This window comes from Novosphingobium album (ex Liu et al. 2023) (genome assembly GCF_029076845.1).
Lineage (GTDB): Bacteria > Pseudomonadota > Alphaproteobacteria > Sphingomonadales > Sphingomonadaceae > Novosphingobium.
Window position 1 is genome coordinate 141093 of record NZ_JARESE010000044.1, and the last position, 19867, is coordinate 160959.

Here is a 19867-nt window from a genome sequence, read left to right on the forward strand (position 1 = left end):
GGTTACCGGACAGCAATCTTGATTGGCCTGCTCGCCGCGGCGGGCGCACAGGCGCAGGCCCGCAGCAGCAGCATCGATACCGACAGCGCCGAAGGCGGGTCGGACGAGCGGCGGGCAAGCGGCGGCGGCTACCTGCAATGCGTGCCTTACGCCCGGCAGATCTCGGGCATCCAGATTCGCGGCGACGCGCATACCTGGTGGGGCCAGGCGGCAGGCCGCTACGCGCGCGGCTCGAAACCCAGGGTGGGCGCGGTCATGGCGCTGGAACCGCATGGAAATTCCCGGCTGGGCCATGTCGCGGCGGTCAGCCGCATCGTCGATGCGCGCACGATCCTGATCAGCCACGCCAACTGGTCCAATCGCGGCCAGATCGAACGCAACGTGACCGCCATCGACGTTTCGCCCGCCAATGACTGGAGCGAAGTGCGCGTGTGGTACGCCCCGATCCGCAACCTGGGCGGCTCGCACTGGCCGGTGGCCGGCTTCATCTACAACGAGAAGCCCGGCAAGGGCGGCGACAAGGTAAACAGGCCCGCGCTGGCCAAGGCGCAGAAGCAGGCCCGGGCGAAGGACCGCAAGAAGGACCCGATCGGCGCGATCATCGCCGGAAACTACTGACGCGCGCTGGCCACAGGCGGCTCGCCGCGAAGCGATTCGCCCGCCGCCGCCTGTGCCTCAGACGGCCACCCCCCGCCCGAAGCCGCCAGTCACGGCCGCACCAGCCCTTGCGGGCGCACCACGCCCAGATCGAAATGCGTCACCATGCCGGGCGCCGCCTCGCAGACTTGCGGGATGGCGGTGGCGCCCAGCAGCCCGGTCCAGGTGATCCCCAGGAAAGGATGGCGCCCGTCCGCATCGGCTGTGGCCATCAGCGTCAATTCCATCGCCGGATTGCCTTCGATCACGATGCGGTGGCGGCTGTCGCCCAGGTTCCACGCGGGCTCCATGTCATCGCCCATCAGGTAATAGAGGTGATAGACGATCAGCGGCGCGCCATCCGCCCATGCCGTCCATTCCCAATGCTGGCCGGCCACCGTCCCGGCCCGGATGACGCCGCCGGGATAGGCGATGTCGTTCCGGGCAGTGGCGATCTCGTGCTTTTCGGTCAGGTTCTCGATCGTCTTGCCCAGCCCTTCCACCACCAGCGCCATGGACTGGGCGAAAGCATACATCGCGCCCTCCATGCAATTGGGCTGGGTGCTCAGCACTTCGGGATCGAGGCCGAAGCCCATGAACTCGATATAGACCGAGGGATTGCGCAGCTTGTCGGCGATCTCGTAAACCTGGATGCGATCGATCCGGTCCATCAGCCGCGTCAGCGTCATCGGCAGGATGTCGCCCACGAAGCCGGGGTGGATGCCGCAGCCGTGGAACGAGGTTCCCCCGTCCTTGCAGGCGGCCTCGATCTTCTCGACATCGGCGCTGAAGGCCGGCGTGGGATAGACCGGCCCGACGGGCGAGACGACGTTCTTGCCCGAGCGCAGCAGGCGGCAGACCATGTCGATATCCTGCACCAGCGGCGCGAAGTGCACGCAGTCCGCCTCCAGCGCCAGGATCGCCTCGACATCGTCGGTCGCCAGCACGCCGGTCGGCGGCAAGCCGATGATGTCGCCGGTATCCTTGCCCACCTTCTCCGGGTTCGTCACCAGCACGCCGACGAGTTCGAAGGCCGGATTTTCCACGAAATGCCGCAGCGAGACCTTGCCGACCGTGCCGGTGGCCCACTGGATGACGCGATAGGTTTTCTGAGACATGGGATGTACCTTCCTCAACCCGGCGTGCCGGGCTCTCTGGCCTGGGATCGGGCTCTGCTCCGGCGGGAAATCACAGAACCGCGCGGACCTGCCCGCCATCGACGCGATAGTTCGATCCGGTCACGAAGCCCGATCGCGGGCTGGCGAGCATACAGACGACCATCGCGATATCCTCCGGGGTTCCCAGCCGCCCGGCGGGGGGAACCTCGAAAATCCTGTCCCCGGCCATGCGGGCGGTGATTTCCTCGACCGTCATGGCGGGATTGCCGTATTGCTCGCGCGCCCAGCGGATCAGCCCGTCCATCATGATCACGCCCGGCGTGACCGTGTTGACCGTGACGCCGGCGCCGTGCAGCGATCCGGCCAGGCTGACCGTGAAATTGTTCAGCGAGGCTTTCGCCCCGGAATAATCCGGGCCCAGGTTGTTGGGCTGCAGCGCCACCGCGCTCGAGATCTGGATGACGCGGCCGAACCCGGCCTCGACCATGGCCGGCACGGCGTGCAGGATCATCCGCACCGCCGCCAGCGTGTTGCCCTGATAATTCGCTTCCCATTCGGCCAGGGTGATGTCCAGCGGCGGGCGCGCGGTGCTGTCGGTCGTGCTGCCGCCAGCGTTGTTCACCAGGATCTCGATGTTGCCGCCCAGCGCGGCACGAGCCTGTTCATGGACCTGGGCGGCGCTTTCGTCGTTCGAAAGCTCCCCCAGCGCCACACCGGCGGCGTCGATCTCACGCGCGACCTTTTCGGCCCGTTCGCGGTTGCGGCCATGCACGACCACCGCGCATCCTTCGCTGGCCAGCATCCGGGCAATGCCTTCGCCGATCCCGCTGCTGCTGCCGGTGACGAGCGCACGCCGCCCTGCCAGATCCAGATCCACGCCATCTCTCCATCTTGTGTTATAGGCCTTGCCCGGCGCCAGCATTCCTGCTGCCACCGATCCCTCGATAGTCTGCTTGGGCCAGGCACTATATTCCCAGATGGGAACGGAAAATCCTGCGGGGCTCACCCGATCATGCGCGAGCCGGGCGAATCAGTCCCTGCTGGCGACCGGCGCGCCTTCGCCCAGATCCTCGTACCAGGCTTCGACCGGACCATTGAGCTTGATCGTCAGCGGATTGCCGTGGCGATCCATGGACTTGCCCGCCTGCACGCGCACCCAGCCTTCGGAAATGCAGTATTCCTCGATATTGGTGCGCACCGTACCCTTGAAACGGATGCCGATGCCGCGCTGCAGCTTTTCGGCATCGAAAAAGGGGCTCCTCGGATTGATCGCGAGGTGATCGGGCGGGACGTCGGGGCCGCTGGTGTTTTCTTCGCTCATGGGTGCGCGCTTTAGGCAGCGTTGACCGCTTGTCAATTCGCGCCGCTTGCCTTAAGGGCGCGCCTTCCGCAGCGTAGCGGGCGCGTAGCTCAGTGGTAGAGCACACCCTTCACACGGGTGGGGTCGCAAGTTCAATCCTTGCCGCGCCCACCATTTCCGCCGGTTTCCCCAGCGGGTGGAACGGGAACCCTCCATTCCGAATCGGCACTTGATCCGAATCAATGCCCCCGCCTTGCAAGGCGCGCAGGACTGGCTTCTTCGCAGGAGAAACAGGCCATGCTTCAAACCAACATCGGCACGCTGGACCGGGCGTTTCGCATCGTGCTCGGCCTCGTGCTCATCGCGCTTGTGTTCGTCGGGCCGAAGACGCCTTGGGGCTGGGTCGGGCTGGTGCCGCTGATCACCGGGCTGCTCAGCAGTTGCCCGCTTTACACCCTGCTTGGCATCAAGACCCGCAAGACGCCGTAGCCTTCTCCGTTGCGCGGGCGCGCGTGAAACGGCATAGGCGCGGCCCATGCATGACATCCGCCTGATCCGCGACGACCCCGCAGCTTTCGACGCTGGCCTTGCTCGCCGCGGGGTGGCCCCTGTCGCCGCCAGCCTGCTTGCCCTGGATGGGCAGCGCCGCGCCATCGCGACGCGCACCCAGGAGGCGCAGAACCGCCGCAACGAGGCATCGAAGGCGATCGGCAAGGCGATGGGCCAGGGCGATGCCGCCACCGCCGAGGCGCTGAAGGCCGAAGTCGCCCAGCTCAAGGACACGCTCCCCGCGCTCGAGGCCGAGGAGCGCGAGCTTTCCGCCCGCTTGCACGACGAACTGGCGCGCCTGCCCAATATCCCCCTGGCAGAAGTGCCCGATGGCGAGGACGAGGCGACGAACGTGGAAGTGTCGCGCTGGGGCACGCCGCGCGAATTCGCTTTCACGCCCAGGGAGCACGCCGATATCGGCCCCGCGCTCGGGCTCGATTTCGAGACCGGGGCGATGATCTCGGGCGCGCGCTTCACGTTCCTGCGGGGCCCAATGGCGCGCCTGCACCGCGCGCTGGCGCAGTTCATGCTCGACACCCAGACCGCGACCCACGGCTACATCGAATGCGCCCCGCCGCTGCTGGTGCGTGACGAGGCGGTGTTCGGCACCGGCCAGCTTCCCAAGTTCGCCGAAGACCTGTTTCGCACCACCGACGGGCGCTGGCTGATCCCCACCGCCGAAGTCTCGCTGACCAACGCGGTGCGCGAGCAGATCCTCGATCCCGCCGCGCTCCCTTTGCGCATGACCGCGCTGACCCCTTGCTTCCGGTCGGAGGCGGGCGCGGCCGGCAAGGACACGCGCGGCTTCATCCGCCAGCACCAGTTCGAGAAAGTGGAGCTTGTGACCATCTGCGCCCCCGAGGATTCGCCCGCCGAGCACGAACGCATGGTGAGCGCCGCCGAAGCGATCCTGCGCGCGCTGGACCTGCCCTATCGCAAGATGCTGCTGTGCGCGGGCGACATGGGCGCGACCGCGCGCAAGACCTTCGACCTGGAGGTCTGGCTGCCGGGCCAGGGCGCCTATCGCGAGATTTCCAGCGTTTCGAACTGCGGCGACTATCAGGCGCGGCGCATGAACACCCGGTTCAGGCCCGAAGGCGCGAAGAAGACCGAATTCGTCCACACGCTCAACGGCTCGGGCCTCGCGGTGGGCCGCACGCTGGTGGCGGTGCTGGAGAATTACCAGCAGGAGGACGGCTCGGTCACGGTGCCCGCCGCGCTGGCCCCCTACATGGGCGGCCTCACCACGCTGGCGGTGGCCGGCTGATGCGCATCCTGCTGACCAACGATGACGGCATCAACGCGCCGGGGCTCTATGTCCTGGAGAAGATTGCCGCCAAGCTGTCCGACGATATCTGGATCGTCGCGCCGTCCGAAGAACAGTCGGGCGCGGGCCATTCGCTCACCCTGACGCGCCCGGTGCGGATGCGCGAGCACGCGCCGCGCCGCTTCTCGGTCACCGGAACGCCGACCGACGCGGTGACGATGGCGCTGCGCAAGGCGCTGCCCGGGCCGCCCGACCTGATCCTGTCGGGCGTCAATCGCGGGGCCAACCTGGGCGACGACGTGACCTATTCGGGCACCGTCTCGGCGGCGATGGAAGGGGCGCTGGCGGGCATCCGCTCGATCGCGCTCAGCCAGGTCTATGCCAAGGAAGGCATGGGCAACGCCGTATCGTTCGACGCAGCCGAACACTGGGGCGAAAAAGTGCTGCGCCCGCTTGTGGATACCGCATTTGCCAGCCGCACCTTGGTTAATGTAAACTTTCCGCCGATCGGGGCTGGGGAGGTCAAGGGCATTCGCGTGGTCAGGCAGGGATTCCATGATTATGAACGCGGTTCGGTGGTCGAAGGCACCGATCCGCGCGGCTTTCCCTATTTCTGGTTCGGCCTGCACGGCATCCAGCACACGCTGGGCGCGGACACCGATCTGGAAGCGATCGACGCGGGCTATATCTCGGTCACGCCGCTGCATGTCGATCTGACGCACGAGGCATCGCTGGGCACACTGGCGGAGCGTTACCGGGCATGAGGGCGATCCTCGCCTGCGTCGGCGCCGCGCTGCTGATGGCAACGGGCGCCGCGCGGGCCGCCCCGCCCGAGGAAGAAACCGTCCATGTGGTGCAATCGGGCGAGACGCTGAACGGCATCGCCAACCGCGCCAAAGTCTCGCGCGAGGCGATCATCAAGGCGAACAACCTCAAGGAACCCTACGGCGTGCGCGTCGGCCAGAAGCTGGCGATCCCGCGCGCGGTAAAGCCGGCCGGCAAGCCCAGGCCGGCGCCGCTGCCCAAGCCGCCCGCCGTCACCACCAAGAGCACTGGCAAAAGCACCACCGGCGCCGCGACGTCCGCCGAGCAGGAGACCCAGCACGTCGTGGCGCCGGGCGAAACACTGGGCGGCATCGCCAGCCGCGCCAAGGTGCCGCGCGTGCTGATCGCCGAAGCGAACGGGCTGGCCCCGCCCTATGACGTCAAGGTGGGGCAGAAGCTGGTGATCCCGCGCACCCGCCACCACACCGTCAAGGCCGGGGATACCGGCTTTGACGTTTCCTACCAGTATGGCGTGCCGTGGCGCGATATCGCCGTGGCCAACGGGCTCGATCCCGATGCGCCGCTGCCGGCGGGCAAGGATCTGCTGATCCCCACCGTGCTCAATCCCCCGCCGATCCCGACCGTGGCCGCCACGCCCGCACCCGCGCCGGCGCCTGCCCCGACGCCCGCCGCCCGGCCCGCCCCGGCGGCCGTCCGCTTTGCCTGGCCGGTCAGCGGCCCGGTCCGGCGCGGCTGGAAATCGCACGCGACCACCGATTTCCATGATGGCCTGGACATCACTGCCCCGCGCGGCGCGACCGTGCGCGCCGCCGCCGCCGGCACCGTGCTCTATGCCGCCAGGGAGAAGGAGCAGTTCGGCAACCTGGTGGTGCTCGATCACGGTGACGGCTGGTACACCGCCTATGCCTTCCTCAGCCGGATCACGGTGAAGAAAGGCGTCAAGGTCGTGCGGGGCGAACGCATCGGGCTGGTCGGCGACACCGGCATGGCCAGGGGCAACGAACTGCACTTCGAAGTGCGGCGCAACGGCAGCCCGGTCGATCCCCTGCCCGAACTGCCCGAGCCTCCCAGGACGCCATGACGCGCCGCCGCGCGCCGGCCATCTTCGAGCCGTTGCGCCGCGCGGTAGCGGTTCCGGTCTGGGCGGATATCGCGATCCGGCTAGGCGCGGCGCTTGGCCTCGTCTTCCTGGTCATCATGGTCCACTGGGCGGATCGCGAAGGGCTGAAGGACACGCACGACGGCACGATCAGCTTCCTCGATGTCGTCTATTTCACCATGATCTCGATCACCACCACCGGGTTCGGCGATATCGCCCCGGTCAGCGATCGGGCGCGGCTGATCGAGGCGGTGATCGTCACGCCGATCCGCATCGCGGTGATCTATATCTTCGTCGGTACGGCCTATAATTTCATCATCAAGCGAAGCTGGGAGACGTGGCGCATGAAGCGCATTCAGGAACGGCTCGAAAACCACATCGTCGCGCTGGGCTATGGCATCAGCGGGTCGGAGGCGGTGAACGAACTGATCGCGCGCGGCACCGATCCCACCTCGATCGTGGTGATAGACCCCGATGCGGCGCGCCTTGCCCTGGCCGAAGCCACCGGCTGCAACGTGATGCAAGGCGATGCCACGCGCGACGAGACGCAGTCCGCCGTGCGCATCGACAAGGCGCGATCCGTGCTCGTCTCGGCCGGGCGCGACGATACCACCATCCTCATCATCCTGACCGCGCGCCACCTGGCCCCGCACGTGCCGATCACCGCGGTGGTGCGCGCCGCCGACAACGAGCTGCTGGCACGACAGGCGGGGGCCGACAACGTGATCAATCCGGTGCGGTTCACCGGGCTGCTGCTCGCCGGTTCGGCCGAGGGCAAGCACATCTCGGACTATCTGGCCGACCTCGCCTCGGTGACGGGCCGGGTCCAGCTTGTCGAACGGCCGGTCCTGCCGGCCGAGATCGGCCAGCCGATCGACGCGCTCGCCAGCGGAGGCAAGGGCCTCAGGATCTATCGCGAAGGCAAGGCGATCGGGTTCTGGGAAGCGGCGGCGAAAAGCCTGCGCGCCAGCGACGTGATCGTGGAGATCCTGCCGACCGCCGCCACCGACGAAGGGGCCGCCGACGAAGGGGCCGCCGATGGAGCCTCAGCCGACGAAGCGTCAGCCTAGCACCCAGAAAACCAGGCCCATGCCCAAGTAGGCGATCAGCCAGAAGCCGCAATCGACGATGCGGCGATAGGGCTCCGATCCCACGCGCATATGCGTCAGCCAGATCGCCGGGATGACGAAGGCGATGGCGATGCCGCCGGTCTGCATGAAATAGAGCCAGGGCTTGGCATCCAGCGTGGCCGCGCCGATCCGCGCGAAATTGTGCCCCAGCATCGCCGATGCCAGCAGCATGATCACGCCCACCACCCAGAACTTTCCGGTTCGCTGCGAATGGCCCGGCAGCAGATCGCGCCCGGTGCGGAATATCGGCCCGTTCCAGACGATCCCGAGCGCGACGGCAAGCGCGGCCGCGAGCACGACCGCCAGCCAGTTTATCGGACCCATAGACATCCCTTCCCGTTCACATGATCCGTCACGGTAGCGGAAAGACGCGAAGCGGTGTAGGGGGCGCGTCCTGATGACAGTCGAACTCCCCTCCCCGCGCAAGGTCGGCATGGTCAGCCTGGGCTGCCCCAAGGCGCTGGTCGATTCCGAACGCATCCTCACGCGCCTGCGCGCCGATGGCTATGCCATGAGCGCGGACTACGAAGGCGCCGATGTGGTGCTGGTCAACACTTGCGGCTTCCTCGATTCCGCCAAGGAAGAAAGTCTGGCCGCGATCGGCGAGGCGATCGCCGAGAACGGCCGCGTCATCGTCACCGGCTGCATGGGCAACGAGGCCGAGGCGATCCGCGCGAAATTCCCCGAAGTGCTCGCCGTCACCGGCGCGCACCAGTACGAGGCGGTGGTGGAGGCGGTGCACGATGCCGCCCCGCCCGAGCTTGGCCCCTTCATCGACCTGATTCCGCAGCCCGACGTCAAGCTGACCCCGCGCCACTATTCCTATCTCAAGATTTCGGAAGGCTGCAATCATTCGTGCAGCTTTTGCATCATCCCGCAACTGCGCGGCAAGCTGGTCAGCCGGCGCATCGACGCGGTGCTGCGCGAGGCGGAAAAGCTGGTCGCGGCCGGCACGCGCGAACTGCTGGTGATCAGCCAGGATACTTCGGCCTATGGCGTCGACATCGGCCATGAGGCGCGCGATTTCCACGGCCATCCGGTGCGCGCGCATATGACCGATCTGGCGCGCGAGCTGGGCGGGCTGACCACGCCCGACGGGACGCGGCCCTGGGTGCGGCTGCACTATGTCTATCCCTATCCGCATGTCGACGCGGTCATCCCGCTGATGGCCGAAGGGATTCTCACGCCTTACCTCGATATCCCCTTCCAACACGCCGCGCCCGGCGTGCTCAAGGCGATGAAGCGTCCCGCCAATGAAGCCAAGGTACTGGAAAGATTGCGCCAGTGGCGCGCGATCTGCCCCGATATCGCCATCCGCTCGAGCTTCGTGGTCGGCTTTCCCGGCGAGACCGAGGCCGATTTCGCCTATCTGCTGGACTGGCTCGACGAAGCGCAGCTCGACCGGGTGGGCGCTTTCCGCTTCGAGCCGGTCGCGGGCGCGGCGGCGAACGCCTTGCCCGGCGCCGTGCCGGAAGAGGTGAAGGAAGAGCGCTTTGCCCGCATCATGGAGCGGACCGCCGCGATCAGCGCGGCGAAGCTGGCCGCCAAGGTCGGCCGCGTGCTGCCGGTGATCATCGACGATGTGGGCGAGCCGGACGAGGATGGCGACATTGGCGCAACCGGGCGCTCGCAGGCCGATGCCCCGGAAATCGACGGCAATGTCTTCCTGCGCGATGTCCCGGGCGACCTGCAACCCGGCGATATCGTCGATGTTGTGGTGGAAGATGCCGATGCGCACGACCTGTTCGGCGTGATCGCGCAGGCGTGACAGGCATCCCATCAGCGATATCATAGTTGCAAAGCTTGCAACTACCAGCACTCTTTTCGCACTTGCAGCAAACCGGGTCGGACGGCATACGGAGAGGGCCTTTCAGGCATCCTCTCCCAAAAACTTCCTACGGGCCGGTCGCAAGACTGGCCCTTCTTTTTTGCCCTCTTCGCACGTGCGGCATGGCGCGCGTGGTCTGGCCGGCATGAGCACCGCCCATCCCTCCCGAATGCCCGATGGCGCGGCCAGTAGCGGCACGGCGGCAATTGTCCTAGGCCATCGATCATGGCCGAATCGCTTCGCATCTACACCGCCGCGCTGGTCGTGATCGGCGACGAGATCCTGTCCGGCCGCACGCATGACAAGAACATCGCGCAAGTCGCCGCATGGCTGGGGGTGCAGGGCATTCGCCTGGCCGAAGTGCGCGTGGTGCCCGATGTCACCGCCGCGATCGTCGAGGCGGTGAACACGCTGCGCCTGCGCAACGATTATCTGTTCACCACCGGCGGCATCGGCCCGACGCATGACGATATCACCGTCGATGCCATCGCCGAGGCGTTCGGCGTGGAAGTGGTGGTGCATCCGCAGGCCCGCGCGATCCTGCAGGAGTATTACGCGACGCGCGGCGGCCTGACCGAGGCCCGCCTGCGCATGGCGCGCGTGCCCGAAGGCGCGGACCTGATCCCCAACCGCTATACCGGCGCGCCCGGCATCCGGTTCGACAATGTCTTCCTGATGGCCGGCGTGCCGCAGATCACCGCCGGGATGCTCGATGCGCTCTCGGGCACGCTGCCGGGCGGCGCGCCGCTGCTATCCGAAACGGTCGGCTGCTGGGTCCCCGAAAGCGAAGTGGCCGATCTGCTGCGCGAGACCGAAAAGGCCCACGCCACGTGCCAGATCGGCAGCTATCCGTTCTGGCGCGAAGGCCGGACCGGGGCCAATTTCGTGATCCGCTCGGTCGATGCGGAGGATCTGGCCGCCTGCACCCGCGCGCTGATCCGCGGGCTGCAGGCGATGGATCGTCCGCCCTATCCCGGCGGCATCTGATCAGGCGGCGACCGCTTCGGTCCCCGCGATAGAGGTGCGGTGCATCATGCGGCCGGTCGACTGGTCGTAGGGGATCGCGCGGTGCATCGCGCCGGTATTGTCCCAGATCACGAAATCGCCCTTGGTCCACTTGTGGCGCAGCGAATAGGCGGGCTGCGCGGCCCATTCCTGCAGGCGGACCAGCAGCGCGCGGCCAGCCGGGATCGGCATCCCGACGATATGATCGGCCGTGGTGCCGATCACCAGCGACTTGCGCCCGCTTTCGTGCGTCCAGACCAGCGGATGCTCCTTGACCAGCCCGATGCCCAGCACGCGGTCGCGGTGCTTTTCGGGAATGGCATCGGCGATCGGCGAAAGGCTGGCCTTGACCGAATGCACCGCCTTCAGCCCTTCCAGCGCCTGCTTCTCGTCCTCGGGCAGCCCTTCGTAGGCCGCGTAAGTGCTGGCGAACTCGGTCTCGCCGCCCTTGTCCGGCGCGATGCGGCAGGACAGCAGCGTGGCGAAGGGCGGCGGCATATCCACCGTGATGCCGTCCATGTGCCAGAAGAAGGTGCCGAGCACGTATTCGGGCTGCGGATTGATCCTGGGATCAAGCGTGACCTGGTAGATGTCCTCGTCGTTGTCCTGGACGTTGGTCTTGTTGGTCAGGCGCACTTTCTCGCCCATCGCCTCGGTAATGCGCAGCTGCTCGGCATCGGTGAGGTTCAGCTCGGGGAAGACGACGACGGTGCGCTCTTCCACCTTGGCGCGAATCGCGGCGGCGGCTTCGGGCGTGAAGATATCCTCGCGATCGTCCCACACGACGCGCGAACCGATGAATTCCTTGATGTTCTCAAACCGGATGGCCATGGCGGCTGCTTCTCCCGACAACACATTGAACAGGTGTTCAGCACGCCGATACACATCGCGGCGCGATCCGTAAACGGCTTTTGCGGTCAGGTCTTCCTCCCCTTTCAAGGGGAGGTGGCAGCCCGTGCGGCCGGGTTGGCAGACGCCATCACCAAAAGCAAAAGGGCCGGAGGTTTCCCCCCGGCCCTGCTTGATCCGTCGTGACGGGCGCGATCAGACGCCGGCGACTTCGGTCGTGTCGATCTTCAGGCCCGGCCCCATCGATGAGGACAGGCCGATCTTGCGCACGTACTTGCCCTTGGCGCCCGAGGGGCGGGCCTTGACGATGGCATCGACGAAAGCGTCGAAGTTCGCCTTCAGCGCGTCATCGCTGAAGCTCATCTTGCCGATGCCGGCGTGGATGATGCCCGCCTTCTCGACGCGGAACTCGATCTGGCCGCTCTTGGCGTCCTTGACCGCCTGCGTCACGTTCGGCGTGACCGTGCCCAGCTTCGGGTTCGGCATCAGGCCCTTGGGGCCCAGCAGCTTGCCGAGGCGGCCGACGACGCCCATCATGTCGGGCGTGGCGATCACGCGGTCGTAATCGAGGTTGCCGGCCTGCATGTCTTCCATCAGGTCTTCGGCGCCCACCTTGTCGGCGCCGGCGGCCAGAGCCTCGGCCGCCTTGTCGCCCTTGGCGAAGACCGCGACCTTGACGTCCTTGCCGGTGCCCGAAGGCAGCGAGACCATGCCGCGCACCATCTGGTCCGCGTGGCGCGGATCGACGCCCAGGTTCATCGCGATCTCGACCGTCTCGTCAAACTTGGTGGCCTTCAACTCACGCAGCAGCGTCAGCGCTTCGCCCAGGCCATAGAGCTTCTGGTTTTCGCCCAGCTTGCTGGCGAGCGACTTCTGCTTCTTGGATTGCTTTGCCATGGAATCAGCCCTCCACAACCTGAAGGCCCATCGAGCGGGCGGAACCTTCGATAATCTTCGTCGCCGCCTCGATGTCGTTGGCGTTGAGATCGGCCATCTTCGTCTGGGCGATTTCCGCCAGCTTCGAACGTGCGATGGTTCCGGCCGAAACCTTGCCCGGCTCCTTCGAGCCCGACTTCAGGTTGGCGGCCTTCTTGATCAGGTAAGTCGCCGGCGGGGTCTTGGTGACGAACGTGAAGCTGCGATCCGCATAGACCGTGATGATGGTCGGGATCGGCATGCTCTTTTCGAGTTCCTGCGTGGCAGCGTTGAACTGCTTGCAGAACTCCATGATGTTCACGCCGCGCTGACCGAGCGCGGGCCCGATCGGCGGAGAGGGATTGGCGGCGCCCGCGGGCACCTGCAGCTTGATATAGCCTTCGATCTTCTTGGCCATGAGGCCACTCCTTTTCACACTGTCGTATCCGCCGCAGCGCATACTCATGTTGAGCGGTACCGACGGAAGGGCCCGGCCCTTCCTCCCGCACGGATCGCGCCCGGTTGCCCGATTCGCGAAGCGGTGCCCCTAGCCCAAGCCAGCGGGTTTGAACAGGGGCAATGGCCGGTTCCCGCGCGCTTGGCATATCCATAGCGTATTATATAACATGCAATGGAAAAAGGAGAGGCGCAGTGAGTCGGACAGCAGACCGGGATCTGATCGCGGAACTGGGATATCTCACGCTGGGCAGCCGGTTCCGCCGGCTTGGCGAGCGGCTGCAATCGGGCGTGGCCGAACTGGCGCGGGCCGAAGGCATCGCCGCGCAACCGGCGCAGTTTCCCGTGCTCGCCGCGCTGGCCGAAAAGCCGATGACGATCGGCGCGCTGGTCGAACGGCTCGATCTCAGCCAGCCGGGGATCACGCGCAGCGTCGGCCGGCTGGTGGCCGATGGCCTGGTCGAGCCGCTGGCCGGCGACGGCGGCGACATGCGCCAGCGCACGGTGGGGCTGTCGCCGCGCGGGCGCGCCCTGCTCGATCGGGCCAATGCGCGCATCTTCCCGCATGTCGAACGCGCGGTGGCCGCGATGTGCGCCGGGACCGGCCTGGACCTGCTCGGCTATCTGGACCGGCTGGATGCGGCGCTGGCCGAAACCCCGCTCGACCAGCGGGCGCGGGCGCTACGCGATGGGAAGGGCAGCGAATGACACCCGATCCGCTCGACCGCGCGGTGTGGCACGCGTTGACCGGCGAGCACGCGGGCTTCGCGCTCGGCACCGGGCGCGCGCGGCGCTATCACCCCGATATCGGGCCGCTCGCCGCGATCCATGACACGACGCCCGAGAGCCTGGCCGATCTGGGCGAGCTTGCGCGCCAGACCGGGCCGCTCGCGCTGATGCAGGATGGTGACGCCTTGGCCGTGCCGGGCACCGATGTGGCCGCTCGCGCCGAAGGCGTCCAGATGGTCTTCGCGGGAATGCCCGACCCGGCGATCGCCGAAGACAGCACGATCGTCGCGCTGGGCGAGGAACACTATCCGCAGATGCACGCGCTCGCCGCGCTGACCCAGCCCGGCCCGTTCGCGGCGCGCACAGGCGAGCTTGGCCAGTTCTGGGGGATTTTCGAGGAGGGGCGGCTGATGGCCATGGCCGGGCAGCGCCTGCGCCTTGCCACCCATGTCGAGATGAGCGCGGTCTGCACGCACCCGGAGGCGCGCGGGCGCGGCCATGCCGCACGGCTTTCGCGCCGGGTGGTCGCCGCGATCATGGCCGAAGGGCGCGTGCCGATCCTGCACGCCTATGCCAGCAACGAACCGGCTCTGGCGATCTATCGCCGGCTGGGCTTCGTGCTGCGCGCCAGCGCCTGGCTGACGGTCTACGCCCCGAGAGGCTGAACGACCGTCCGCCGGCGCGGCGAGACCGGCCGCCCGTGCCTGCTTGGCCCGCGCTTACTTGCTGAGTTCGACCTGCTCGAAATCCAGCTCGACCGGCGTGGCCCGGCCGAAGATCGAGACCGAGACCTTGACCCGGTTCTTGTCGAAATCGAGTTCCTCGACCACGCCGTTGAAGCTGGCGAAAGGCCCGTCGAGCACTTTCACCGAATCGCCGATCTCGTAATCGATGTTGATCTGCTTGCGCGGCGCGGCGGCGGCGGCCTCGGCGGCGCCGAAATAGCGCGCGGCCTCGGTTTCGCTGATCGGCTGCGGCTTGCCGCTCGATCCCAGGAAGCCCGTCACCTTCGGCGTGTTCTTGACGAGGTGGTAGACATCGTCGTTCATCGCCAGCTTAGCAAGGACATAGCCGGGCATCGTCTTGCGCTCGACCTGGATTTTCTTGCCGCGCTTGACCTCGGTCACGGTCTCGGAAGGCACCTGCACTTCCTCGACAAGCTGCGACAGGCCCATCCGCTCGGCTTCGGAAAGGATGGCTTCCTTCACCTTGTTCTCGAAACCGGAGTAGGCGTGAATGATGTACCAGCGGGCCATGGTTCTCTCTAACTTGTCTTGCCGGGCGATCAGATGAGCGACAGGAGCCAGCGCACGATCATGCCGAACAGGGTGTCGATGCCAAGGAAGAAGACCGCGAGCATCAGCGTCATCAGGCCGACGAACACCGCCGTCGTCACCGTTTCCTGGCGCGAGGGCCAGTGGATCTTCGATGCTTCGCTGCGCACCTGACGCATGAATTCGTTGGGACTGGTCTTGGCCATCGCTACTGCCCTTTGCCCTTGCCTTGCTTTCGCGCCTCTGCCTCGGCGCTTGCCTCGGCCTTCTTGTTACTCGGCATAGTCGTTACACGGCTTCCGCCTAGGGGGCATCGCCGCCCCGGCCGGGGCCGGGAGGGGCAATGTGGTTCCTCTTGTCGGAAGAGCTAGGCGAATTAGCGAGACTCGGCCCGTTTTGCAAGACGGGCCAGAAACGAGTTCGGCGTGCTGTAGAGAATGCGCGCGCCATCGGGCAGCGCCACGGGCTTCACCGTGCCGATATACCACAGGAAATCGGCATGGCGGGCCGGCCGGAACCGGCGCAGGTCGATCCGCTGCTTGGGCGAATAGAGCACGCGCTGCGTCGGATCGGCAAAGCGCACCGAACGGTCGCGCATACTCAGCATGTGCACGTCGGGCAGCGCGAAGTTCGAATTCTCCATCGCGCTGCGCCGCACCACGGCATAGCTGCCGAAATGCTCGAAGCTGCCGAAATCCCAGCGGCGCCGCGGGATCGCCACGGCCGTGGCCACGCGCGCGCCTTCGGGCACATGGTCCAGCGCGGCGATCATCTGCGTGGCGGTGCGCGAATCCTCGTACCAGCTCTGCGTCGTCACGCCGAGCCGCACGAAGAACAGCGCCGCCGCCAGCGCGACGCCCCAGCGCGGCGCCGGCCAGTCGATCGCCAGGCAGGCGACCAGCAGCGCCGAAGTGACAAGGCGATAATCGGCATAGTCGCCGCCGAAGATATGGCGCGGCATCGCCATCGACAGCAGCAGCAGCAGCAGCGCGCCCCAGCCCAGCCGCCCGTCGATCCGGCGCGCCACCAGCGCGGCGAACAGCAGCAGGACGACGACCGACAGGCTGGCGATATCGAGCCAGTAATCATGGCTGCGCATCGACTTGTAGAGGATCGCCCATTTGTATTCGAGCAGGAACCGGCCGTAGGACATCTTCGAATTGCTGCCCATGCCCAGGAGCATCGGCAGCATCGGGAAGATCAGCGGCCACGGCGCGAGGAACGCCGGCCAGCCCTTGCGCCAGCTTTCGCGCCGGCTCCATTCATAGCCGAACACCATCACGCCCAGCACGCCCCAGCCGGAAACGTGGCACAGCCAGACGACAAAGCCGATCGGCACGAACACCGCCGGACGCCAGCGCCAGCCCTCCAGCCTGACCCAGAGCGCGAAGGCGAACAGCGCGAGCGCCATCGACAGCGAGAAATTGAGGAAGCCCATCAGCAGCGAGGGCGACCAGATCATCGCGAAGGCCAGCAGGGCCCCCGCCGTCACGCGGCCGCGCAGCGTCCAGGCGACGGCCAGGATGCTCAGCCCGGTCAGCAGCGGAATCAGCCCGGCGATGATTCGCCCCGCCGTTTCCAGCCCGACGACCCGCGAGAGCGGCACCATCGCCAGTTCGGCGCCGAGATTGCCGGTCCATTCCCAGTCGAACGCGAAATACTTGGTGAGAAACGGATCGCGCCCGTGATCCAGCATCACCTTGAAGCCGGCCAGATGCGAGGGATAATCGGTCATCTGCGGGGCCCAGGCGACGATCACCGGCAGGCTGGCGGCGAAGGCCATCAGCAGGCCCAGCCAAAACCCGAGGTCTCGCCCGCCTGAGCGAAATTCAGCCGTTTTGCCCGATTCGAGCTGCGCGGTACCGTGCATCTGCGCCTAGATCTTCCCGGAATGGCTGGCAGGAGTGGAGGGACTCGAACCCACGGCCCTCGGTTTTGGAGACCGATGCTCTACCAACTGAGCTACACTCCTACGGGCGCCGGTGCCTCTAGTCGGGGAAGAGGCGGATGACAAGACAAGCTATGCAACATATTCGAGGCCATCGCGATTTGCTACAATTTCGGCCCAGGGTCCAAAAAAGCCGTGCACGCCCCCGCCATGCTCCCGATCATCGAGCCCGAACTGCTCATGCTCGCTTACCGCAGCGGGATTTTTCCCATGTCCGATGCGCGCGACGATCCCGAGATCTTCTGGATCGAGCCCCGGCTGCGCGCGATCCTGCCGCTCGACGGGTTCCATTTGTCGCACTCGCTGGCGCGCACGCTGCGGCGCGGGCGATTCGAAGTGACCTGCAACACCGCGTTCGACGCGGTGATGGATGCCTGCGCCGCGCCGCGCGGCAACGATGACGGCGGAAGCTGGATCAGCCATCGCATCCAGGCCAGCTACGAACGGCTGCACGCGCTGGGCCATGCCCATTCGATCGAATGCTGGATGACCGATCGCCTGGGCGATCGCAGGCTGGTCGGCGGGCTCTATGGCGTGGGCTTCGATCGGGTATTCTGCGGCGAAAGCATGTTCTCGCGCGCGACCGACGCTTCGAAGATCGCGCTGGCCTGGCTGGTGGCGGCGCTACGGCAAGGCGGCGCCACGCTGCTCGATTGCCAGTTCATCACCCCGCACCTTGCCTCGCTGGGCGCGGTGGAAATCCCGCAGAAGCGCTATCTCGCCTTGCTGAAGGAGGCTCAGGTCGCGGGTGCGGCCGGCGGCGCTGCGCTCGCCGACGGCACGGGGGCCGGCGATGGCGCGGGCGCGGCGGTCGGTGAGGCCGAAGGCGCGGGCGCCGGGGCGGTGCTGGCATTGCCCAAGGCTTTCGGCGCATTGCTGGCCGAGGCCGCCGGGGCCGGGCTCTCATCCTCGCCAGGGAAGCTCATCGCGCATTTCTTGACCCAGACGTCATAGACCGGGTGCTCCACCACGTTGAGCGCGGGCGAATTCTTGAACAGCCAGCCCGAGAACACCTTGTGCCAGGCCAGCTGCTCCTGCGCGGTGGCGCGTTCCTGCACGAAGACCTGCACGAAAGCGCCTTCCTCGGCCGGCCGTTCCCACGGCAGCGAGCGCTCGCACGCGGCGAGCTTGACCACGACATTGCCGATGCGGCGCGCTTCGCCCGGCTTCATCACCAGATCCTGCGAGATGTTGTTGCGCTTGTTGAGCAGTCCCAGCGTCGCCACGCGGTCCTTCATCGGCGTGCCCAGCGGCTTGCCGCCGGCCGGCGGGCCGGCGCGCGGCGCGGTGGAAGCGATCGCATCGGGCACCGTGGTTTCATCCGGCGAAGGCGTATCGGCCCCGCGCCCGCAAGCCGCGAGCAGCGCGGCGAGCGCAAGGGCCCCTGCCCGCTTCACCGGCCGGCCCCTCAGCCTTCCGGGGACCAGGCTTCGTAATCGCCGGTCGCGCGCGCGCGCTTGCCACCGCGCTCCAGCGCGCCTTGCGGGCGATAGGCCATGGCCGTGCCGGTCGCGTTGGGGGTGTAATCGGCTTCCCAGATCCGCGGCGGCGGCAAATGGCTTTGCGGCACGTCGTCATAGCTGTGATGCAGCCAGCCGTGCCATTCGGACGGGACGTGGCTGGCATCGTTGGCGCCATCATAGATGACCCAGCGCTTTTCATACCCTTCGGGCGTCTTGCGCCTGGCCGATCGGTAATACTTGTTGCCCTGCGCATCGGTGCCGACGTGCTCGCCGTTCATCGTGCTCCACAGCATCGTGCCGATGGTCGCGCCATCCCACCAGGTGAAGATCTTAGAGAGGATTCCCATGACGCCTCGCGCGTTACCCTTGTTGCGGCCCGATGCCAAGCGGCTTGGGCAAGTTCCATTCCACCTTGTCGCCCGGCTTGATGCCCAGCTCGGCCGCGCGGCCGCCGTTCAGTTCCAGCACGGCGGCGGCAAGACCGGCCGACGGCAGGCGATCCTCGCTATAGGGCACGGCGTTGGCGGCGATGTTGAGCACCCGGTGATCGGGGCCGATGAACAGCAGGTCGAGCGGGATCACCGTGTTGCGCATCCAGAACGTCGCCTGGCGCGGCGGGTCCATCGGGAACAGCATCCCTTCGTCCGGCCCCATGGCGGTGCGGAACATCAGCCCCCTGGCCTGCTGCGATTCGGTGCGCGCCACCTCGACGCGGAATTCGTGCGCCTTCCCGGTAGCGCCGGTAGCGCCTCCGGCGCGCACGGTGAGCGCGATCACCGGCAGGCCGGATTCGGGATGGACGGCGGGCGCCGCGGTGGCGGCGCTGGCGGCGGCGTTCTGCGAATCGGGCGAACAGGCCACGATCGCCAGCGTCATGGCCAGTGCCGCGTGCAACAGGCGCATCAATCTTCTCCTTCGGCCGACTCGGCCCAGGCCAAGGCGGCATCCGCATCGGGCGCATCGACGATTTGGCGCGCGTTGTCGAGTGAATGCCCCGCGCGCAGCATCGCGGCCACTTGCCGGTCGCGCGCCGGCCGGTCGAGCGGCGCGGCGCCGAACGGGCCCAGCCGCCGCCGCCGCGCCAGCGCCAGCGCCGCCTGCCGCTCCGCCGCCGCGCCGGGGTTCACTTGCGCGCGCAAGTCCCCGGCGATGCCGGCCGCCTGCAGCGCCTCGCCCACCCGGCGCCGGCCATATCCGCGCCGCAGCAGGCTGTCCGCCTTCATCCGCGCATAGGCCGCATCGTCGATATAGCCGGCCGCGCCGAACCGCGCGCCCAGCGCCGCCACATCGGGCTCGCGCGCGCCGTCCCAGCCCCGTTCGCGCAGCTTGCGTCGCAGGTAGGATTCCAGCCTGGCGCGCGTCGTCGCGAACCGGGCAGCATAGGCAAGCGCCAGATCTTCTAGCCTTTTTTCATCCAGCGGAGGCGATTTGCGACGGGTTCGGGACATCTTGCCCTATTCGTGCCACACTCGCCTCCGAATGGGGAGTGCCCCGAAAGAGGGTTAAGAGCATATC

At 67.1% G+C, this 19867-nt stretch carries 24 protein-coding genes, 2 tRNA genes and 1 pseudogene; 12 read left to right on the plus strand and 15 right to left on the minus strand.

The annotated features are described in order from the left end of the window. Nucleotides 1–15: 15 nt before the first annotated feature. The gene (locus PYV00_RS13345) at nt 16–618 is read left to right on the plus strand and encodes a CHAP domain-containing protein (protein ID WP_428981638.1); all 603 of its coding nucleotides are present in this window, start codon (nt 16–18) and stop codon (nt 616–618) included. 89 nt (nt 619–707) lie between these two features. On the opposite strand, the gene PYV00_RS13350 is transcribed toward PYV00_RS13345, so the two are convergent. From PYV00_RS13350 to PYV00_RS13360, 3 genes are all read right to left on the minus strand, one after another. Beyond that, nucleotides 708–1754 (minus strand): NAD(P)H-dependent amine dehydrogenase family protein, encoded by a 1047-nt coding sequence (locus PYV00_RS13350; RefSeq protein ID WP_275228761.1) that lies wholly within the window; start codon nt 1752–1754, stop codon nt 708–710. A gap of 70 nt (nt 1755–1824) precedes the next feature. After that, nucleotides 1825–2631 (minus strand): SDR family NAD(P)-dependent oxidoreductase, encoded by an 807-nt coding sequence (locus PYV00_RS13355; RefSeq protein ID WP_275228762.1) that lies wholly within the window; start codon nt 2629–2631, stop codon nt 1825–1827. Nucleotides 2632–2784: 153 nt separating this feature from the next. After that, the gene (locus tag PYV00_RS13360) at nt 2785–3075 is read right to left on the minus strand and encodes a DUF3297 family protein (protein WP_275228763.1); all 291 of its coding nucleotides are present in this window, start codon (nt 3073–3075) and stop codon (nt 2785–2787) included. Between the two features lie 78 nt (nt 3076–3153). On the opposite strand from PYV00_RS13360, the gene PYV00_RS13365 reads away from it, so the two are divergent. The 6 genes from PYV00_RS13365 (at nt 3154) to PYV00_RS13390 (ending at nt 7825) form a co-directional block, all read left to right on the plus strand. Then, a tRNA-Val gene (locus tag PYV00_RS13365) sits at nt 3154–3228 on the plus strand. A gap of 123 nt (nt 3229–3351) precedes the next feature. After that, nucleotides 3352–3543, plus strand: a complete 192-nt coding sequence (locus PYV00_RS13370; RefSeq protein WP_275228764.1) for a YgaP family membrane protein — start codon at nt 3352–3354, stop codon at nt 3541–3543. 46 nt (nt 3544–3589) lie between these two features. Continuing rightward, the gene (gene serS, locus PYV00_RS13375; protein ID WP_275228765.1) at nt 3590–4870 is read left to right on the plus strand and encodes a serine--tRNA ligase; all 1281 of its coding nucleotides are present in this window, start codon (nt 3590–3592) and stop codon (nt 4868–4870) included. Next, nucleotides 4870–5634 carry a 5'/3'-nucleotidase SurE gene (gene surE / locus PYV00_RS13380; RefSeq protein WP_275228766.1) on the plus strand — a complete coding sequence of 255 codons (765 nt, stop codon included), beginning with the start codon at nt 4870–4872 and terminating at the stop codon, nt 5632–5634. Before serS ends, surE begins: the two co-directional genes overlap by 1 nt. Further along, nucleotides 5631–6737 (plus strand): LysM peptidoglycan-binding domain-containing M23 family metallopeptidase, encoded by a 1107-nt coding sequence (locus PYV00_RS13385; protein ID WP_275228767.1) that lies wholly within the window; start codon nt 5631–5633, stop codon nt 6735–6737. Before surE ends, PYV00_RS13385 begins: the two co-directional genes overlap by 4 nt. Further along, nucleotides 6734–7825, plus strand: a complete 1092-nt coding sequence (locus PYV00_RS13390) for a potassium channel family protein (RefSeq protein ID WP_275228768.1) — start codon at nt 6734–6736, stop codon at nt 7823–7825. The genes PYV00_RS13385 and PYV00_RS13390 overlap by 4 nt, the downstream gene beginning before the upstream one ends. On the opposite strand, the gene PYV00_RS13395 is transcribed toward PYV00_RS13390, so the two are convergent. Continuing rightward, entirely contained in the window at nt 7817–8209 is a 393-nt protein-coding gene (locus tag PYV00_RS13395) for a DUF1761 domain-containing protein (protein WP_275228769.1), read from the minus strand. The genes PYV00_RS13390 and PYV00_RS13395 overlap by 9 nt on opposite strands. Nucleotides 8210–8282: 73 nt before the next feature. Here PYV00_RS13395 and rimO point away from each other — a divergent pair, with 73 nt between their 5' ends. Together rimO and PYV00_RS13405 are read left to right on the plus strand one after the other, a co-directional pair. Next, nucleotides 8283–9653 (plus strand): 30S ribosomal protein S12 methylthiotransferase RimO, encoded by a 1371-nt coding sequence (gene rimO, locus PYV00_RS13400; RefSeq protein WP_275228770.1) that lies wholly within the window; start codon nt 8283–8285, stop codon nt 9651–9653. A 285-nt stretch (nt 9654–9938) separates the two neighbouring features. Next, nucleotides 9939–10700 (plus strand): competence/damage-inducible protein A, encoded by a 762-nt coding sequence (locus PYV00_RS13405; RefSeq protein WP_275228771.1) that lies wholly within the window; start codon nt 9939–9941, stop codon nt 10698–10700. Here the strand turns inward: PYV00_RS13405 and PYV00_RS13410 are convergent, their stop codons facing one another. From PYV00_RS13410 to rplK, 3 genes are all read right to left on the minus strand, one after another. Continuing rightward, nucleotides 10701–11549, minus strand: coding sequence for a TauD/TfdA dioxygenase family protein (locus PYV00_RS13410; RefSeq protein WP_275228772.1), 849 nt, complete (start codon nt 11547–11549; stop codon nt 10701–10703). Nucleotides 11550–11762: 213 nt separating this feature from the next. Further along, nucleotides 11763–12464 (minus strand): 50S ribosomal protein L1, encoded by a 702-nt coding sequence (gene rplA, locus PYV00_RS13415; protein ID WP_275228773.1) that lies wholly within the window; start codon nt 12462–12464, stop codon nt 11763–11765. Nucleotides 12465–12468: 4 nt separating this feature from the next. After that, nucleotides 12469–12900, minus strand: coding sequence for a 50S ribosomal protein L11 (gene rplK / locus PYV00_RS13420; RefSeq protein WP_275228774.1), 432 nt, complete (start codon nt 12898–12900; stop codon nt 12469–12471). Between the two features lie 233 nt (nt 12901–13133). On the opposite strand from rplK, the gene PYV00_RS13425 reads away from it, so the two are divergent. Continuing rightward, complete coding sequence (locus PYV00_RS13425; protein ID WP_275228775.1) at nt 13134–13646, plus strand: MarR family winged helix-turn-helix transcriptional regulator; 513 nt, start codon at nt 13134–13136, stop codon at nt 13644–13646. Next, nucleotides 13643–14332 (plus strand): GNAT family N-acetyltransferase, encoded by a 690-nt coding sequence (locus tag PYV00_RS13430; RefSeq protein WP_275228776.1) that lies wholly within the window; start codon nt 13643–13645, stop codon nt 14330–14332. The genes PYV00_RS13425 and PYV00_RS13430 overlap by 4 nt, the downstream gene beginning before the upstream one ends. Nucleotides 14333–14386: 54 nt before the next feature. On the opposite strand, the gene nusG is transcribed toward PYV00_RS13430, so the two are convergent. The 4 genes from nusG to PYV00_RS13450 form a co-directional block, all read right to left on the minus strand. After that, nucleotides 14387–14923 carry a transcription termination/antitermination protein NusG gene (gene nusG / locus PYV00_RS13435; RefSeq protein WP_275228777.1) on the minus strand — a complete coding sequence of 179 codons (537 nt, stop codon included), beginning with the start codon at nt 14921–14923 and terminating at the stop codon, nt 14387–14389. 29 nt (nt 14924–14952) lie between these two features. Continuing rightward, nucleotides 14953–15147, minus strand: coding sequence for a preprotein translocase subunit SecE (secE, locus tag PYV00_RS13440; RefSeq protein WP_275228778.1), 195 nt, complete (start codon nt 15145–15147; stop codon nt 14953–14955). 170 nt (nt 15148–15317) lie between these two features. After that, complete coding sequence (locus PYV00_RS13445) at nt 15318–16724, minus strand: hypothetical protein (RefSeq protein WP_275228779.1); 1407 nt, start codon at nt 16722–16724, stop codon at nt 15318–15320. Between the two features lie 113 nt (nt 16725–16837). Next, a tRNA-Trp gene (locus PYV00_RS13450) sits at nt 16838–16913 on the minus strand. 126 nt (nt 16914–17039) lie between these two features. On the opposite strand from PYV00_RS13450, the gene aat reads away from it, so the two are divergent. After that, nucleotides 17040–17843, plus strand: a complete 804-nt coding sequence (gene aat / locus PYV00_RS13455; RefSeq protein ID WP_275228845.1) for a leucyl/phenylalanyl-tRNA--protein transferase — start codon at nt 17040–17042, stop codon at nt 17841–17843. Between the two features lie 35 nt (nt 17844–17878). Here the strand turns inward: aat and PYV00_RS13460 are convergent. The 4 genes and pseudogenes from PYV00_RS13460 to PYV00_RS13475 all read right to left on the minus strand — a co-directional run. Further along, nucleotides 17879–18127 (minus strand): annotated as a pseudogene (locus PYV00_RS13460) (DUF2155 domain-containing protein); the annotation flags it as partial. A 170-nt stretch (nt 18128–18297) separates the two neighbouring features. Then, nucleotides 18298–18699: an NADH:ubiquinone oxidoreductase subunit NDUFA12 gene (locus PYV00_RS13465; RefSeq protein ID WP_275228780.1), complete on the minus strand. Its 402-nt coding sequence runs from the start codon at nt 18697–18699 to the stop codon at nt 18298–18300. A 13-nt stretch (nt 18700–18712) separates the two neighbouring features. Next, the gene (locus tag PYV00_RS13470; protein ID WP_275228781.1) at nt 18713–19255 is read right to left on the minus strand and encodes a DUF192 domain-containing protein; all 543 of its coding nucleotides are present in this window, start codon (nt 19253–19255) and stop codon (nt 18713–18715) included. Continuing rightward, the gene (locus PYV00_RS13475) at nt 19255–19800 is read right to left on the minus strand and encodes a RecX family transcriptional regulator (RefSeq protein ID WP_275228783.1); all 546 of its coding nucleotides are present in this window, start codon (nt 19798–19800) and stop codon (nt 19255–19257) included. The genes PYV00_RS13470 and PYV00_RS13475 overlap by 1 nt, the downstream gene beginning before the upstream one ends. Nucleotides 19801–19867: the final 67 nt, after the last annotated feature.